Below are 12853 nucleotides of genomic sequence, written 5' to 3'. Positions count from 1 at the left end.
TGGCGGCCGTCTGCATGTTGTTCGCACCCCCCGGAATGGCCAAGGAACCGCCGCCACCGGTCGCCGACACCGTCTATCTGGGCGGCAATGTCGTGACCATGGACGCCGCCCAGCCGCGGGCCAGGGCGGTTGCGGTCAAGGGCGGCAAGATCCTGGCGGTGGGCTCCGATGCCAAGGTCCGCGAGCATGTCGGGCCCGGCACGAAGACCGTCCGGCTGGATGGCGCCACCGTGCTGCCGGGCTTCATCGACCCGCATTCCCACTTCCTGGGCTATGCGTTCTTCACCGACGAGAAGCACTGGCTCGACGTCTCGTCGGTAAACCTGTTCTTCAAGCCGCTGCCGGGCGATCCGCGCTGCAAGACGCCCGATGATCCGCAGCGCTGCTTCATTCCGGTGAAGAGCCAGGACGACGTCATCGAGCGGATCACGGCCGCGGCCAGGAAGAAGGGGGCGACCCGCGTCCTGGCGATGAGCTATGACCCGGCCCGGCTCGGCCACGGCAAGAGCTGCAAGGGCCCGAAGACCAATGTCGGCTTCGCCTGCCCGAACTTCGAGGACGGCAACGCGCGCGCGACCCTGGACGCGATCTCGACCAAGATCCCGATCTTCGTGTCCAGCCAGTCCGGGCATGTCAGCTACGTGAACACGCCGGCGCTGAAGCTGCTCCGGATCTGCGGGGTGGCCGGCATCACGACGGACTGCCTCAGTCCCTCGATCAACCCGAAGCAGGAACTGGCGCTGGCCAAGACCGGGCAGCTCAACGAGGACCTGGCGCTCTATGCCGACTCCTTCTGGGTCAGCCAGGTGCTGGAGGACGACAAGCTCTCCGCAGCCACCTCGCTCGCCAAGGCCATCGATATCTATGCCGGCCATGGCTACACCCTGATCCAGGAGGGCGCGGCCTCGCTGGGCGATGCCAGGCTCTATCTGGACCTGATGAAGGACCCGGGCTTCCCGTTCACGGTCGGCCTGATGATGTACGACAACTCCAGCCCGAATTTCGCCAATACCATCAACATGGCGAAGCAGGCGGCGGCGGCGATCAAGGGCCAGTCCAAGATCTTCATCGCGGGGGTGAAGAGCTTCGCCGACGGCAGCCCGCAAGGCTACACTGCCTTCCTGAACGACCCCTACTACATGGTCTTCCCGCCGTTCACGGAGCAGCCCTTCCCCAAGCCCTACCAGGGCCTGCCGGACCTGTGGGAAGGCCAGATGGAGCGCCGCATCCTGGCGGCCCACCAGGCCGGCTACCCGATCATGATCCATGAGAACGGCGACCAGGCGGCCGACAAGGCGGTGGCAGCGCTGCGGCGGGTGCACTATCCGGACGGCTGGAAGTTCCGGGACATCGTGCTGCACGCGCCGTTCGTCAGCAAGCAGACCATGTCCTGGATGAAGAGCATCAACGCTCCGGTCAGCTTCCTGATGGGCAATCTCTATTTCTGGGGCCTGCCCCAGTGCCAGCAGGTGCTGGGCCCGAAGGTGATGAACGGCAAGTACTATCCCTACCCGGCGCGCAGCGCGCTGAACTCGGGGCTGCGGGTGACGATGCACACCGATTCGCCGGTCGAGCCGCCGTCCCCGCTGTTCTCGGTCTGGGTGGCCAAGACCCGCAAGGCCCAGCAGCCGGACTGGTACCCCAATACCGACAAGGCCGCCTGCCCGGCCGTGATGGGTCCGCAGGAATCGATCTCGATCGAGCAGGGCCTGCGCGCCTGGACCGTCGATGCCGCCTGGCAGTACGGGCTCTCGCAGAGCCGCGGCACCCTGACGGCCGGCAAGGTGGCCGACATGGTGGTGATGTCGGACGACCCGCTCCAGATGGAGGCGGCACCCGACCGGCTGAGGGACATCCGCATCCTCGCCACCGTGCACGGCGGCAAGCACCGGCCGAACCCGCGCGCCCTGGAAAAGCCGATCTGGCCGGCCGACTACTGACGGCCGCTATCAGTCAGCAGCGCGGCACCCGGACGTGCCGCGCTGCCGGCCCCCTTGTCAGATCGAGCGCATCAGGCCGCCGTCGACGCGGATGTTCTGGCCGGTGATGTAGCCGGCCCCCTCGGATGCCAGGAATGCGATCGTCGCCGCGATCTCCTCGCTCCTGCCATAGCGGCCCATCGGCACGCCCTGCCGGCGCTCCTCGGTGGCCGGCAGGCTGTCGATCCAGCCGGGCAGGACGTTGTTCATGCGCACATTGTCCGCGGCATGGCTGTCGGCGAACAGCTTGGTGAAGGCGGCCAGACCCGCGCGGAACACCGCCGAGGTCGGGAACATCGCACTCGGCTCGAACGCCCAGGCCGTGGAAATGTTGATGATGGCCCCGCCCTTCTGCGCCCGCATGACCGGGGTCACCAGCCGGGTCGGGCGGATCACGTTCAGCAGGTAGACGTCCATGCCGGCGTGCCACTGCTCGTCGGTGAGCTCCAGCACCGGTGCGCGTGGCCCGTGTCCGGCACTGTTGACCAGCACGTCGATCCGGCCCCAGCGCGCCATCGCCCCGTCGACCAGGCGCTGGAGATCGTCGACCGACTGGTTGGAGCCGGTGACGCCCAGCCCGCCCAGCTCCGCCGCCAGCGCCTCGCCTTTGCCCGACGACGACAGGATGCCCACCGCAAAACCGTCCGCCGCCAGGCGCCGCGCCGCCGCGGCACCCATGCCGCTGCCGCCCGCGGTGACCAGCGCCACCTTCTGTTCCGCCATCGGCCCCTGGCCTCCTTCACATGGTCGTGTGCGGCCGGACTATGGCACCGGCCAAACGCCGGGGCGACGCGGTTGTTCAGGCATCCTTTAGGCTGCCCCGATGCCGCCGGCAGTTGCCGGGCCCCCACCGGGAGCCGCTATAGTCCGGCCAGTGCGTCCTTCCGGATGGCAACGGTCGAGGAGCAGGTTGATGATGATGTCGTCGGAGGTCGCCCGGCCGCTCGGGCAGGGCGGCCCAGCCGCGACCGGGTTGGTCCGGACGGGCTGGCTGCGCTTCCTGCCGCTGCTGGCTGGCGCCTTCTGCGTGCTGCTGGTCCTGGCGGTGGGCATGAGCAGCCTCGCCACGTTCGAGCGCTACGGCTCGGCCTCCTACGCGCTGATCGCCGAGCATCTGATCACCAGCTGGCGCTACTCGCTGGACGGCATCCACACGACCGCCCTGCGCCCGCCGGCCTATCCCTTCTATCTGGCCGTCTGCATGCTGCTCGCGGGCAAGAGCTGGGCGGTGTTGGCTGTGCTGGGCCAGGGGCTGATGGCGCTGGCTTCGCTCGGCATGGTGGCGCTGATCACCGAGCGGATCCTGGGCAGCCGGCTGCTGGCTGCCGCGGCGGCAATGCTGGCCGTGCTCAACCTGGCGCTGCTGCGTGAGTTCTTCGTGCTGCGCGAGACCGGCCTGTTCACCCTCCTGACGCTGGCCTGGGTCCTGGTCCTGCTGTGGCCCATGAACGGCACGGGCAAGGCCGTGCTGCTGGCGGTGCTGGCGGCCCTGGCGCTCCTGACCAGGCCCAGCGGCATCGTGCTGGTCCCGGCCACGCTGATCGCCCTGTGCTGGCAGGCCGATGCCCTGCGGCCGGCCATCCGTCCGGTCCTGGTCCATCTCGTGGTGCTGGCCGTCTGCCTCCTGCCCTGGCAGGTCCATCTCGCGACGAGCTTCGGCCGGGTGGCGCTGTCCGGCACCAGCACGGGCGGCATGAACCTGTTCAAGGGCAACCACCCCCTGATGGGCGACCTCTATCTGCTGGGCGACGTCGACCGGTCTGACCCCTGGATCAAGCCGATGATCCAGGAGCAGGGGATCGACTGGGACACCGAGCAGTGGCGGGCCGACGACTATCTGGGCGCGCTGGCCAAGGACGCGATCCTGGCCGACCCGGCCCGCTTCCTGCACCGGGCGATCGAGAAGGGTGTGGTGTTCCTGAGCCCGGCCACCGCGCCGATCGCGCGCGAGGGCGAGGTGGTGATGGGCCCGGACGGGCAGCTCACCGTGGCGGATGCGCAGTTGGGCAGCGGCGACCTGCGCAACCTCTACCATCTGTTCCTCCTGCCGCTGGGCCTGGTGGGCCTGGCGTCGGCCCTGCTCTGGCCCAGGCGGCGACTGTTCGGCCTGGCCGTGCTGCTGCTGGTCGCCGGCAACCTCGCGATCTATGCGCTGACCTTCCCAGAGCGCCGCTTCCGCCTGCCGCTGGAGCCGCTCCTCGCGGTGGCCGCCATCGCCTGCCTGCGCGACGTGGCGGCAGCCGCAGGCGCACGCCCCGTCACGCCGGCTGGATGAAGCGCAGCAGGTCGTCCGTGACCTGCCCGGCATGGGTCAGGAAGATGCCGTGCGGAGCCCCGGGATAGCGCACCAGCTCCGCATGGCGCAGCAGGGCGAGGCTCTGCTCGGCAGTCAGCGCAATCGGCGCGCTCACGTCCGCCTCGCCGTGGAGCAGCAGGACCGGCAGCTCGATCCGCCGCAGCTCGGCACGGAAGTCGGCCGCCGTGATCGCCCGGTTGCATTGGACGATCGCCTGGAGCGAGGTCTGCCGGCAGATGGAGCGGATCCAGTCGACCATGCCGTCCGAAGTCTCGGGCGCCACGAACGGCCGGATATTGTCCTCGATCCATTGCGGGAAGTCGCGCATGAGCTGCTCGCGGCGGACCTGCTCGAACACGTCTTCCGGAATGCCGGCCGGATTGTCCGCCGCCTGCGCCAGCATGGGCGTCACCGTGCCGAGCATGGCGACCCGCGCCACCCGGCCGCTGCCATGCCTGGTCAGGTAGCGGACGATCTCGCCCGGTCCCATCGAGTAGCCGACCAGGGTGACGTCGCGCAGGTCCAGCCGCTCCATCAGGCAGGCTAGGTCGTCGGCCAGCGTGTCGTAGTCATAGCCCCGGCCCGGATCGTCGGACCGGCCATGGCCGCGCCGGTCATAGGCGATGCAGCGACAGCCGGCCTCGGCCATGGGCAGCATCTGGTAGGCCCAGCTCTCCGAGCTCAGCGACCAGCTCGCCAGGAACACCACGGTTTGCGGCCCCTGGCCCCAGTCGCGGTAGAACAGCTCCACCCCGTCGGACGTGCGGATCGTCGGCATCACGCACTCTCCCGGTCCAGAAAGCCGGTCACCGCGGCCAGCCGGCCATCCTCGGCGACCACCGCGAAGTCGGTGCCGCGTGCCACCGGCACGCCGCCTTCAGGCGCCAGCGTCCAGGAAAAGCGCAGCCGGTCGTGATGGCGGTCCGGCGCGCCGGCGAGGCGGAAGACCAGGCCCGGGAACTGCGCCTGGGCGGCGGCGATCATCGCGTCCAGCCCGCCATGGCCCTCGGCCTCCATCAGGGGATCGAGATAGCTGCCGGTCTCGGTCCAGGCTCGCGCCACGGCGGCCCGGCGTTCCACGGGCTCACGCGCGTTCCACGCGGCCAGGTAGCGGGCGGCGATCAGGTTGGCATCGAAGCTCGGCATGGTTTCCTCCATGGGTGCGAGGAAACCATGAAGCGGGAGCCTTCCCGGGTCGATTACCCGGGAGGTAAGGCGGCGTGGTCAGGCGGAAGCCGGGATGCTCTGCGGGAAGCGGAACAGGCCATCGGGATCGTAGCGGCGCTTCACCTCGGACAGACGCTCCAGGTTCGGTCCATAATAGGCCCGCGCCCAGTCCCGCAGCTCGCGGTTGGGGAAGTTCACATAGGAGCTCGGCAGCAGGAACTTCTGCATGTCCTCCATGTAGCCGGTCAGCCAGTCCTGCTGGCGGCGGACCTGCTCCGGCCCGTCGAGCGGCCCCCAGGAGGCCTCCATCTGGAAGATGAAGTCCGCCGCCCGGTGCGGGTAGGCGGTCTCCTCGGGCTTGCGTTCCTTCACCTTGCCGCCGGCGGCGAACAGGATCCCCATGTTGGCCTGGCGCAGGGAGCCGCCCGGCCAGCGCGTCATCCAGTGCAGCATGGTTTCCAGGCCCGCCTCGTCGAGCGCCCCGCTCACGTAGCGTGAGCGGATGTCGTAGCTGCCGGTCGGGTCGTCGGTGACGAGAAAGTCGCGCGCGACCCAGTAGGGCATCTCCTCGATCTCCAGGATGTCCGGCTCGAGCAGGGCGAGTGCCGGCTGCATGACCTGGCGCAGCTCGTCGGGACTGCCCCAGTAGATGCCCAGGGTCTGGGCGAACAGCTCGGCCATGGCCAGGGACGCACCCGCACGGGTCGGGCTGACCTTGCTGCGGGTGGAGATCATGGTCGGGTTGCCGAGCTGGACCGACTGGAGCGCCGCCATCAGCTCGACCTGCCGGCCGGGCGGCCAGACGATGTGGAAGGCCGTGACCCGGCCGACCGGGTGGAGCTGGAAGGTGAAGCTGGTATGCACGCCGAAATTGCCGCCACCGCCGCCCCGCACTGCCCAGAACAGGTCCGGCCGCTCGCGATCACTGGCCGTGATGGTCTGGCCGGTGGCATCCACCAGCTCGGTGCTGAGCAGGCTGTCGCAGGTCAGGCCGGAATGGGTCGCGGCGAAGCCCCAGCCGCCACCAAGGGTCAGGCCACCGGCGCCGACCGTCGGGCAGCGGCCCGAGGGAACGGTGAAGGGCAGGCTGCGCATGGCATCGGCCATGTCCTGGTTGTTGGCGCCACCGCCGACGGTGGCCGTTCCCGCCTGAAGATCGACCGTGATGCGGCTCAGCGCCTTCACGTCGATCAGCAGGCCGTCCGTGGTGGAGAACCCGGCATAGGAGTGGCCGCCGGAGCGGATGGCGAACGGCATGCCGTGGTCGCGCGCCCAGCGGATGCAGCGCCGCACGTCCTCGTCGCCCGCGCAGGCGGCGACCGCCTGCGGCAGCACGCCGGACCAGCGCGCGTTGTTCGGCCAGGCGGCAGGAGCGTAGCCGGAATCGCCCGGGAGCAGCAGGCGGCCGTCGAGGTCACGGCCGAGCGCCAGGAGGCCGCGGGTGGGCGCGTCGGCACGAGCGTGCGACCAGAGCGGCGGGACGGCCAGACCGCCCATCGCCCATGCGCTTGCCTGGAGAAGCCGACGCCGGCTCCCGCTCGGACCATCCATCACTCGTCTCCCTGACCTCGTTGAGGAGGGCAGGGTATAATCCGGAAATATAGCAGGTCGAGGTGGCAACGAAATGTCTCGCCGGTGCCACCTCTTCTTTATTATTTCACCCAGATCTCCTCGCACACTGCGAACGTGGGCGCCCCGTCCAGCAGATGTCCCACCGCATCGAAGAACCGCTTGCCGGTGGTGGCGTTGTGCTGGTCCATCGCTTCCCGGTCGGCGAAGCGCTCATAGGTGGTGAAGACCGCCGGGTCCTCGACCGCGCGGCCGACATGGTAGCCGAGCGTGCCCGGCTCGTGCGCCGAGCCCTCGCTGCCGCATTGGAGCAGTGCCTGGTGCACCTCCTCTTCATGGCCGGGCTTCGCCTTGATGATGGCGGTGATGGTGATCATGCGCTGATGCCCTTTGCCGGTCGATCTGCTGCCCGAAGGCAGGATTGCCTTTGCCGATGCCGCCCGTCCTGGCAACCGGCCGGCCGGCTTGTCGGCACTGGCGTCATGCGTCAGACACCCGCCGGCGGGGTCGTGGCGGGCAGGGACCTCCCGGAGCTGTTCCGGCGTCTGTACCTCGACTCCGTGGCCAGCGTCGGGTGTGCGCTCCCGTCGTGATCGCGGCAGGGGCGGGAGCAGGCATGGCGAGCGGTTCAGGCAGTACGGAGTTCTGGCGCGGGGCGCGGGCCACGCCCACCATGATCATCGCGATCGCACCATTCGGGCTGCTGTTCGGCGCGCTGGCCGCCGACAACGGCTTTTCCGTGCTCGAGGCCACGCTGATGAGCGCGCTGGTCTATGGCGGGGCCAGCCAGATCGTGGGCGTGGAACTGTTCGGCCAGCGGGCGGCACCCTGGATGATCGTGCTCTCGATCTTCATCGTGAACACCCGCTCGATCCTCTATTCGGCGGCGGTCGGCCGGCTGATCGGCTCATGGTCCGCGGCGCGCAAGGCGCTGGCCTTCTTCCTGCTGGTCGACCTGCAATATGCGGAGAGCGAGCGGGAAGCGGAGAGGGGCCACCGGCTGACCTTCGCCTGGTATCTCGGCCTGGGGCTGCCGATCTACCTGACCTGGATCGCCGAGGCGGCCGTGGGGGCCGCATTCGGCCGGCTGATCACCGACCCCTACGCGCTGGGCCTCGACTTCCTGGTACCGGTCTACTTCCTGAGCCTGGTCATGGGCTTTCGCCGCCGGGCGAACTGGCTGCCGGTGGTGGCCGCCAGCGCCATGGGCTCGATGCTCGCCTACGTGACCCTGGGCTCGCCCTGGCATGTCACGATCGGTGCGCTCGCCGGGATCCTGTTGGCCGCCGCCATGCCCCTGCCGCGCTACGCGGAGCCGAAGCGCGGATGAGCACGACGCTCTGGATCATCCTGGCGGCCGCAGCCGTCACCTATCTCGCGCGCATCCTGGGCCATCTGGTCCTCTCGCGCTTCGCCCGCGTGCCACCGCGCGTGCAGGCCGGGCTGGACGCGGTGCCGGCCGCGGTGCTGACTACCCTGGTGGCCCCGGCGGCACTGGGTGGCGGCGTGCCGGAGCTGGCAGCGCTGCTGGTGACGGCCCTGGTGGCGCTGCGCGGCAGCGCGCTGGTGACCTTCGTCGCCGGCGCCGCCGTGCTGATCGCCCTGCGCAACCTGCCCTGGTAGGCGGACCGTTCCGGGCAGGCAAGCGCGGCTCAGGCCGCGTCGCGGCCGCCCACGGTGCGCAGCCCGGCATGCTGGTCGGCACAGCGCCAGGCACGCTCGGTGTCGACCATGTAGTCGCGGGTGAGCGGAACGGCGTGGCGGTCCTTGGCGAGCTGGATCTGGAACACCATGCCGCGCTGGCGGCGGAAGAACAGTTCCGAGCCGATCAGGTAGATCTCCCACATCCGGCAGAACCGCTCGTCGTAGAGCGCCTTGGCCTCGTCGCGGCGGGCCATGAAGCGCTGGCGCCAGTGCTTCAGCGTCTCGGCATAGTGCAGGCGCAGGATCTCGACATCGGTGACCCACAGGCCGGCCCGCTCGATCGCCGGCAGCACCTCGGACAGGGCCGGGATGTAGCCGCCCGGGAAGATGTATTTGCGGATGAAGGCCGAGGTCCAGCTCGGCCCCTCCATCCGGCCGATCGAGTGGAGCAGCATCACCCCGTCGTCGGCCAGCAGGTCGCGGACCTTGCCGAAGAACTCGTCATAGTGGTGAACGCCGACATGCTCGAACATGCCGACCGACACGATCCGGTCGAAGCGCTCGCGCAGATGCCGGTAGTCCTGGAGCAGGAAGCGGACCCGCTCGGCTACGCCCTTGCCACGCGCCCGCTCGTTGCTGACCTCGTGCTGCCGCTCGGACAGGGTGACGCCGGTGACGTCGCAGCCGCCGAGTTCGGCGATGGTCAGGCCGAGCCCACCCCAGCCAGAGCCGATGTCCAGCACCTTCTGGCCGGGCTCGAGCAGCAGCTTGGCGGCGATGTGGCGCTTCTTGAGGAGCTGGCTCTCCTCCAGGCCGATGTCCGGCGAGGGAAAGTAGGAGCAGGAGTACTGCTCGTCCTCGTCCAGGAAGAGCCGGTAGAACTCATCCGTCAGGTCGTAGTGGTGCGCGATGTTCTGCTTGGCGCGGCCGACCGGGTTGTACTGCTGGATCTTGCGCAGGCCGAGCCGGATCCGCTCGCGGAACGTGCCGCGCTGCGCCTGCCACTGGTGCTCGGCATTGACGATCAGGAAGTCCAGGAACTCGTAGAGCGTGCCCTCCAGGATCTCGATCCGCCCGTCCATGTAGGCTTCGCAGACCACGAGCTCCGGGTTCTTCAACAGGTCGCGGGCGACCTTGTCGTCGGTGAACCGGATCTTGGTGACGGGACCCGCCTCGGCGCCTTGCCAGCTCTTCTCCCGCCCCCCGGCCTCGACGATCGTGATGGCACCGAACTTCACGAACCGCTGCAACATCGCGTCGAGCAGCATGGGACAAATCTCCAACCTGAGGTTGATAGCGCCTTGTTTCGGCTGTCCTTTGTCCGGTGAGCCTATGCTTTGTAACAGTGGGTGCAACAAAAATTGCATTGGACTGTTACTGATGGCCGTCTGCCCCCGTTCTTTCCGTGGTGCGGCGGGAAGCCCGGCAGGCCGGAAAGATATTTCTGCGTAACATGCGTTGCATGGTGTTCGCGGCCGGTGCGGCAGGGCGCTTCGATCACGGATGGAGATGCGCTGCCGGCTGCCCTGGTTCTGGCTGGGGCATGTTCTACATTATTATTGGCGGGCAATCAAATCTATTCCTATGGAGTGCTATGGTATTTATGCGGCCGATGCTATGCACTCTTCCGGTACTGCGGAACCTTGCCCCGGTTATTGGCAGGTGGCGGGCCCGGCTGCCTGCGTGCGGGGCCGTGGCCGTGGCCTTCCTGCCGCACCCCGGGACGCGTGCCGCGGGTCCGATCCGCCCGCTGTGCGGTTGCACGCACCGGCCGGGCCTGCTCCATAGGCTGCGCGGTGCCGGGTCCGGGCAGTGCTTGGACCGGACAGCGCCAGGACCGGACGGGGAAGAGGCTCAGGGATGCTGGCTTCGACATCGGCGGCGCGGCGGCTGGTCTGGCCGGTCGCCCTCCTGCTGGTCCTGCTGATGGCCTCGAGCCTGCTGCGCGGGCTGCAGCCGGAGCTGGCCGGCTGGATCGGGCCGGAACAGGTACGGCTCCTGGACCGCGTCATCATCGCTTCTCTGTGGCTGGCGCTGGCCTGGCTGCTGGTGCGCCTCCTGGATGTGCTGGTCTGGTCGCGGCGCGCGCGGCATCTGCCGCGCCTCCTCACCGACCTGTTGGCCGCCCTCATCCTCCTGACCGCAGCGCTCGCGATCGCAGCCGTGCTGTTCGAGGTGCCGCTGGCCGGCATCCTCACCACCTCGGGCGTGGCGGTGGCGGTGCTGGGCTTCGCCCTGCGCGACATGCTGGCCAGCCTGTTCGCCGGCATCGCCCTCAACCTGGAGCGGCCCTACCGGATCGGAGACTGGCTGGAGGTACAGCCGGACACGGTCGGGCGGGTCGAGGAGGTCGGCTGGCTGACCACCAGGCTCGTGACCCAGGACGGCATCGGCCTGGTCGTGCCCAATGCCCAGCTCGCCACCCGCGCGTTCCGCAATTTCGACCAGCCCATGGGCCCCTGGCGCGACCATCTCACCGTCACGCTCGGCTACGAGGTGTCGCCGGCCCGGGCCGAGCGCATTCTCCTGGCGGCCGCCGCGACCGTGGCGGCGATCCGGATCGAAGGGCACCGGCCGGATGCGCGCATCGCCGCCTGCGGCGAGCATGGCGTGGTCTGGGACCTGCGCTACTGGGTGCCGGGCTATGCCGCCCGGATCGATCTGCGCCACCAGCTCCACGCCGCGGTGCTGCACCATCTCTACAAGGCCGGGATCGGCCCGGCGCACCGGCGCCTCGACCTGTTCCACGCGCCGATGCCGCCGCGCATGGTGGAGCATCGCGCGGAGCCGGACCTGCTGCTCGCCCGCAGCGACCTGTTCGGCTCGCTGCCGCCCCCTGAGCTGAAGGAGCTGGCGCACAAGGCCAGGCGGGTGCGGGTGCCGGCCGGCAGTGCCGCGGTCCGCCAGGGCGAGCCCGGCAGCTCGATGTTCGTGGTGCTGGAAGGGGTGCTGGACGTCACTCTCGAGCCTCCGTCCGGGCCGCGTCGCTGGTTGCGCGAATTCGTGCCGGGCGACATGTTCGGCGAGTTCTCGCTGCTCACCGGCGACCCGCGCAGCGCCACCGTGACCGCGCGGACCGACAGCCTCCTGTTCGAGATCGGCAAGGCGGACCTGATGCCCCTGATGGAACGCTACCCCGAGCTCGCCGAACGGCTGAGCGGCATCCTGGCCTACCGCCAGGCCGACCGTGCCACCGGCCGGAGCGAAGCTGCCGAGCCGCCGCCGGCACCGGCCAGGCGCACCGACCTGCTGGGCCGCATCCGCGACTTCTTCGGCCTGCCCGATGACCGCGGCTGACCCCCGCGTCCTGCCGGCACCGATTGCCCGCACCGACCTCCCGGTCTCCACCGAGGCCATGGCGCGCTGGCTGATCGGCAAATCGCTGGTCCACGCCCACCTGGACGGCACCGCAGCCGGGCGCATCGTCGAGACCGAGGCCTATGTGCCGGGCGACAGCAGCAGCCACGCCTTCCGCGGCCCGACCCCGCGCAACCGCTCGATGTTCCTCGAGCACGGCCATGCCTATGTCTATTTCATCTATGGCAGCTGGTTCGCGCTGAACGTCAGTGCCGAGCCGCCGGGCACCGGTGCTGGCGTGCTGATCCGTGCAGTCGAGCCGACGGTCGGCATCCCGCTCATGCAGCAGCGCCGCGGCACCGACCGCCTGCTCGACCTGGCGCGCGGCCCCGGCCGGCTCGCCAGCGCGCTTGCGATCGACCGCAGCCTGGACGGAATGGACCTGTGCCAGGGCGCCCCGCTCTGGCTGGGCGAACCGCTCCGCCCGGCTGGCCCGATCGGCGAGAGCGTCCGCATCGGCCTGTCCCGCGAAACCGACCGGGTGCTGCGCTTCTTCGAGCCGGGCAGCCCGTTCGTGAGCGGCCCGAAGCGGCTGAACGCCCTGCCGGCTGCTCGCTCGCGATAGACCGCAGGCTCTGGCCTGCCAGAGAAGTCTACGGACCACAGCATCATTTCTGAGTCCGGACAGAGGCAACACTTGAAGGTAGGAATTTACACTGTTACTCCCTGAATTATAATAATCAGGGAGACGTTGATGTCAGTTGCCAGAACTGCCGGCGTGATGGCCGGCTTGGTATTGCTTGCAACCTCGACAACGGCCGCCACCGCCGCCCCGCCCGACCTCACCGGGGAATGGAAGGGCACCGTCCTCTGCGATGGCCTGACCGGCGGCAAGTTCGGC

The 12853-nt window shown here is 69.2% G+C and carries 12 protein-coding genes; 6 read left to right on the top strand and 6 right to left on the bottom strand.

Annotated features, from left to right (window positions below; genetic code table 11):
- The coding region (locus VNS22_RS24870; protein WP_325737321.1) for an amidohydrolase at nt 1-1940 on the top strand (1940 nt) is incomplete at its 5' end.
- A 57-nt stretch (nt 1941-1997) separates the two neighbouring features.
- Here the strand turns inward: VNS22_RS24870 and VNS22_RS24865 are convergent.
- Nucleotides 1998-2702: an SDR family oxidoreductase gene (locus VNS22_RS24865; RefSeq protein ID WP_325737320.1), complete on the bottom strand. Its 705-nt coding sequence runs from the start codon at nt 2700-2702 to the stop codon at nt 1998-2000.
- A 190-nt stretch (nt 2703-2892) separates the two neighbouring features.
- On the opposite strand from VNS22_RS24865, the gene VNS22_RS24860 reads away from it, so the two are divergent.
- A complete protein-coding gene (locus VNS22_RS24860; RefSeq protein WP_325737318.1) occupies nt 2893-4254 on the top strand; it encodes a glycosyltransferase family 39 protein in 1362 nt (453 codons plus the stop codon).
- Here VNS22_RS24860 and VNS22_RS24855 read toward each other — a convergent pair.
- The 4 genes from VNS22_RS24855 to VNS22_RS24840 all read right to left on the bottom strand — a co-directional run bounded on the left by VNS22_RS24855 (nt 4238) and on the right by VNS22_RS24840 (nt 7388).
- Nucleotides 4238-5053 (bottom strand): alpha/beta hydrolase, encoded by an 816-nt coding sequence (locus VNS22_RS24855; protein WP_325737316.1) that lies wholly within the window; start codon nt 5051-5053, stop codon nt 4238-4240. The genes VNS22_RS24860 and VNS22_RS24855 overlap by 17 nt on opposite strands.
- Nucleotides 5053-5421: a nuclear transport factor 2 family protein gene (locus tag VNS22_RS24850; protein ID WP_325737314.1), complete on the bottom strand. Its 369-nt coding sequence runs from the start codon at nt 5419-5421 to the stop codon at nt 5053-5055. Before VNS22_RS24850 ends, VNS22_RS24855 begins: the two co-directional genes overlap by 1 nt.
- 78 nt (nt 5422-5499) lie before the next feature.
- Nucleotides 5500-6939 (bottom strand): FAD-binding oxidoreductase, encoded by a 1440-nt coding sequence (locus VNS22_RS24845; RefSeq protein ID WP_325737312.1) that lies wholly within the window; start codon nt 6937-6939, stop codon nt 5500-5502.
- 155 nt (nt 6940-7094) lie between these two features.
- Complete coding sequence (locus tag VNS22_RS24840; RefSeq protein ID WP_325737310.1) at nt 7095-7388, bottom strand: putative quinol monooxygenase; 294 nt, start codon at nt 7386-7388, stop codon at nt 7095-7097.
- A gap of 239 nt (nt 7389-7627) precedes the next feature.
- Here VNS22_RS24840 and VNS22_RS24835 point away from each other — a divergent pair, with 239 nt between their 5' ends.
- Both VNS22_RS24835 and VNS22_RS24830 read left to right on the top strand, forming a co-directional pair.
- The gene (locus tag VNS22_RS24835) at nt 7628-8341 is read left to right on the top strand and encodes an AzlC family ABC transporter permease (protein ID WP_325737308.1); all 714 of its coding nucleotides are present in this window, start codon (nt 7628-7630) and stop codon (nt 8339-8341) included.
- Nucleotides 8338-8634, top strand: a complete 297-nt coding sequence (locus VNS22_RS24830; protein WP_325737306.1) for an AzlD family protein — start codon at nt 8338-8340, stop codon at nt 8632-8634. Before VNS22_RS24835 ends, VNS22_RS24830 begins: the two co-directional genes overlap by 4 nt.
- A 29-nt stretch (nt 8635-8663) precedes the next feature.
- Here VNS22_RS24830 and VNS22_RS24825 read toward each other — a convergent pair whose 3' ends face one another.
- Nucleotides 8664-9923, bottom strand: coding sequence for a cyclopropane-fatty-acyl-phospholipid synthase family protein (locus tag VNS22_RS24825; RefSeq protein WP_325737304.1), 1260 nt, complete (start codon nt 9921-9923; stop codon nt 8664-8666).
- A gap of 592 nt (nt 9924-10515) precedes the next feature.
- Between VNS22_RS24825 and VNS22_RS24820 the strand changes: the two genes are divergently transcribed.
- Both VNS22_RS24820 and VNS22_RS24815 read left to right on the top strand, forming a co-directional pair.
- Nucleotides 10516-11952 carry a mechanosensitive ion channel family protein gene (locus VNS22_RS24820; RefSeq protein ID WP_325737302.1) on the top strand — a complete coding sequence of 479 codons (1437 nt, stop codon included), beginning with the start codon at nt 10516-10518 and terminating at the stop codon, nt 11950-11952.
- Nucleotides 11939-12577, top strand: coding sequence for a DNA-3-methyladenine glycosylase (locus tag VNS22_RS24815; RefSeq protein ID WP_325737300.1), 639 nt, complete (start codon nt 11939-11941; stop codon nt 12575-12577). The genes VNS22_RS24820 and VNS22_RS24815 overlap by 14 nt, the downstream gene beginning before the upstream one ends.
- Nucleotides 12578-12853: the final 276 nt, after the last annotated feature.

This window comes from Geminicoccus sp., assembly GCF_035556675.1.
In the GTDB taxonomy this organism is placed as follows: Bacteria; Pseudomonadota; Alphaproteobacteria; order Geminicoccales; family Geminicoccaceae; genus Geminicoccus.
The sequence above is the reverse complement of the archived record's forward strand: the minus strand, read 5'-3'. Positions and strand labels throughout refer to the sequence as shown.

Bases quoted from the DNA above. Each gene is read 5' to 3' on its own strand.
- VNS22_RS24865 (WP_325737320.1), bottom strand. From the start codon at position 2,702: ATGGCGGAACAGAAGGTGGCGCTGGTCACCGCGGGCGGCAGCGGCATG.
- VNS22_RS24860 (WP_325737318.1), top strand. From the start codon at position 2,893: ATGATGATGTCGTCGGAGGTCGCCCGGCCGCTCGGGCAGGGCGGCCCA.
- VNS22_RS24855 (WP_325737316.1), bottom strand. From the start codon at position 5,053: ATGCCGACGATCCGCACGTCCGACGGGGTGGAGCTGTTCTACCGCGAC.
- VNS22_RS24850 (WP_325737314.1), bottom strand. From the start codon at position 5,421: ATGCCGAGCTTCGATGCCAACCTGATCGCCGCCCGCTACCTGGCCGCG.
- VNS22_RS24845 (WP_325737312.1), bottom strand. From the start codon at position 6,939: ATGGGCGGTCTGGCCGTCCCGCCGCTCTGGTCGCACGCTCGTGCCGAC.
- VNS22_RS24840 (WP_325737310.1), bottom strand. From the start codon at position 7,388: ATGATCACCATCACCGCCATCATCAAGGCGAAGCCCGGCCATGAAGAG.
- VNS22_RS24835 (WP_325737308.1), top strand. From the start codon at position 7,628: ATGGCGAGCGGTTCAGGCAGTACGGAGTTCTGGCGCGGGGCGCGGGCC.
- VNS22_RS24830 (WP_325737306.1), top strand. From the start codon at position 8,338: ATGAGCACGACGCTCTGGATCATCCTGGCGGCCGCAGCCGTCACCTAT.
- VNS22_RS24825 (WP_325737304.1), bottom strand. From the start codon at position 9,923: ATGCTGCTCGACGCGATGTTGCAGCGGTTCGTGAAGTTCGGTGCCATC.
- VNS22_RS24820 (WP_325737302.1), top strand. From the start codon at position 10,516: ATGCTGGCTTCGACATCGGCGGCGCGGCGGCTGGTCTGGCCGGTCGCC.
- VNS22_RS24815 (WP_325737300.1), top strand. From the start codon at position 11,939: ATGACCGCGGCTGACCCCCGCGTCCTGCCGGCACCGATTGCCCGCACC.